Genomic DNA, 2,978 nt, shown 5'->3' on the forward strand with positions numbered 1-2,978 from the left:
GCTCAAAATTTTCTGCTAACGGTTTGGGGCTTTGCGAAGAAGCGGATTTAGAAGTACAAATGTTCAGTTTTGCACTAATGCCAAATAGAATTACAAATGTTCAATTTAGCACTGAACCCGCTTTTTCGCAAAACCCTTGTTATCGGCTGTTTTTTTTATTTTTCGTGTCATATTGAACCTGAATAAGATAATGATTTTATAAAATTTTCCATATACTCAAAGTCAGGTTGTCCATTTTTACTTGGTAGTTTTATGCTAATTTGTTTCATTCTTGTTTGGCTACATTTTCTGCCATAGTTGTAACGATACTTTTCTAAGTTCATAATGGTTACTAAAAACATTGCAACGTATTTATTCATTTCAAAAGTTGGAATAAGTTTTTCAACGTGGTCGCTGGCTGAAAAGTTAAAAGGTTGGTAAGAGCAATAGCCTAAAACTGCACTATCAACTGTCAATACATTTCCTTCTTCTGTGTAAAAATCATAAAAACCTTCAACACCATTGTTTGTGGCTTGTGTTGTAACGTAAGAATATTTTCCTTTCCCGTATTCTTCAAGTTCTAATAATGGTGTTGTCTTACTTCCTGTTATTGTAAAAAGTTTGTCTAATTCAAATAATTCCCACTTGTCAATATTTAGGTTTATTTCTGTATCTGAAAATGGATTTAATTGAATTTGATTTGTCAAACGATTACTTAAAAGAAAAGTTGAATAATTTAATAATGTGGTTATGAAATCTTCTTTTGTTATGGGTGAATAATCTGTTTCCATATACGCTTCTGCACTCCATTCATCTAATGGTGTAACAACTCTGTTAATGCTAAAACCTGCTTTTGATTTTCTGTTTAAATAGGACGAAGTCCAATTTTCTTTAATTGCGTCCCAACGTCCATAAGCATCTATTCTACCTTGAATTTTGCGTTTTACAAATCCATCATTTTTGTAATAACCAAAATACGTTTCCTTGCTTTTTGGGTGTGGTTTGTGTGCTGTGAATATCATTATACAAGAAACAACGCCAACCTTTGAATTAAAAAATAATTCGTCTGGCATTGATAAAACTGCTTCTAATGTATGATTATCTAAAAGTTTCTTTTTGTATTCTAAAACTTTTCCGCTTGTGGCTAATGCACTTTGCATAGGAACAATTGCTACACAAGTTCCACCATCTACTAAACTTTCAAGATTATTAAAAATAAATTCTAATTCATCTGTGTCATTTTTCTTGTCTGATTTGTAAGGTGGATTTAAAAAACCAACAGTGGGTTTTTTTGATTTTACTTCATTGATAATATCTTCTTCAAAGCAACTTCCATTCATTATATTGGTTTTGCCATCTTGGTGAATATACATATTTGATACAGCCAATGCAAAAATATGTGCTTGATATTCTACTCCTAAAAGTTGTTTTGATTTAATTTCTGCAATTTTTTTGGTGTCGCCTTTTGCATCTTCTATCATTTTTTTCATTGCTGAAATTAAAAATCCACCCGTTCCAGTGCAGTTGTCAAACGCAATAGAATTTTTATTTACTTGGGCTAATTCTGCAAATAATTCTGTGATATGTGGTGGTGTTAAAACAATCCCTAAACCTTTGTCGCTGTTTGCATAACGCAAAAATTCAATGTACAACTGTCCTAAAACGTCAAAGTATTCGTGAGTTTTAATAAATTGATTTATATTTTCATCAATTTCATCAATTAATTCTTTTAATACTTTGTCTTTTGTGGAAAGTGAAGTATCGGTTTTGATAAACCCAAATTGAATATTTAAGTTTTCTAATTTCTTACCTGAAATGTTGGCTTCTTCCAACTTTTCAGAGACTGTTTTTGTAAGGAAATCGGCTAAACTTTTTGGTGTTGTTTTTTTTGTATATGAAGTTTTAAAAGCATCATCTTCTAATGCAATTAGAATACAACTTATCAATAAACTTCTTTGGCTTTCAAGGATTTTGTAAGTGTGAAGTTTTTCGTTTAGTTTTTTGGTAAATTCTAAAAGTGTGTTGTAATCTTGTCTAAACTTTTCAGGACTTTTTAAATATCCGTCTAAATAATCTTGTGCAGATAATAGTTTGTCGCCAAATATTTCTGTTGCTTTTCGTTCATTCTTTAAATGCAAAAAATGCGAAACTTTTAAATGTTGTTTTGTTTCGCCACTTACTGCAATAGCCAAAACATCAAAGTCTTTTGATAAGTATGAAGCATACAATAAAACACCATCAACAGCAAATTCTGCGAATTTGTCTCTGTTCGGACTTTCATGTTTTGTGATTTCTGCTTTACATTCAATAACTATAAGTAAATCAGCATTTTTGTTATAAGTTATCAAAAATTCTGGTCGTCCTTTTCCTGTGCCTTTTTTTGAAGCACTTTTGAGTAATTTGTCAATTTTAGAAATGTCAGACGACTGTTCTTCAATGTGAATAATATCACTTGATTTCTCAAAATGAGAGTAAACAATTCTCTCTGTTTTCTTTTCGTTTGCCATTTAATTTGTCTGTTAGAAATTATTTTGCAAAGGTAATTAAATTTAGTTATTTTTGGAGGACTTTCCTTCTTTTTTATGTAATTTTGTCTGTCGGTATGCAGTTCGGTAAAATAGCCGATAACGTTTCGCAGCTTGCAGAAGTGGCGGATTAAGGAAGCCTAAACTTTCGATTTTTCACTAACTTTACAAGTACAAAACCAACTTCAAATTAAGCCCAAAACCCGCCATTTCCGCAAACTGCTGTTAGCCGTTCGGTTTTTTTGTTACTGAATTCTTGTATAAACAAACAAAGATGTAACTCCAAAACGTACATATTTCATTTTTAGAGTTGTACTTGTTAGTTCTAAAATTTCAAAATTAACGTTTGTTGGATCATCTGTATATGTTATTACACCTGAATTATTAGTTTTATTCCAAGTTCCAGTATAAATTACTTCTTTACAATTAAGAAGATCGAAGTAATGCTCTTTAATAATATTTCCAGACAGAAAT

Annotated in this window: 2 protein-coding genes; both read right to left on the reverse strand. The window is 30.9% G+C overall.

Going from position 1 to position 2,978, the window contains the following annotated elements; genetic code table 11:
* Positions 1-167 precede the first annotated feature (167 nt).
* Positions 168-2,486: an N-6 DNA methylase gene (locus B0A78_RS13980; protein ID WP_097609791.1), complete on the reverse strand. Its 2,319-nt coding sequence runs from the start codon at positions 2,484-2,486 to the stop codon at positions 168-170.
* A 263-nt stretch (positions 2,487-2,749) separates the two neighbouring features.
* Positions 2,750-2,978: lipocalin family protein (locus B0A78_RS13985; RefSeq protein WP_133065798.1), on the reverse strand; the 229-nt coding region annotated here is incomplete at its 5' end.

Origin of the sequence: Flavobacterium columnare NBRC 100251 = ATCC 23463, assembly GCF_002530675.1 — a bacterium.
GTDB classification, from domain to species: Bacteria; Bacteroidota; Bacteroidia; order Flavobacteriales; family Flavobacteriaceae; genus Flavobacterium; species Flavobacterium columnare.

Bases quoted from the DNA above. Each gene is read 5' to 3' on its own strand.
- B0A78_RS13980 (WP_097609791.1), bottom strand. From the start codon at position 2,486: ATGGCAAACGAAAAGAAAACAGAGAGAATTGTTTACTCTCATTTTGAG.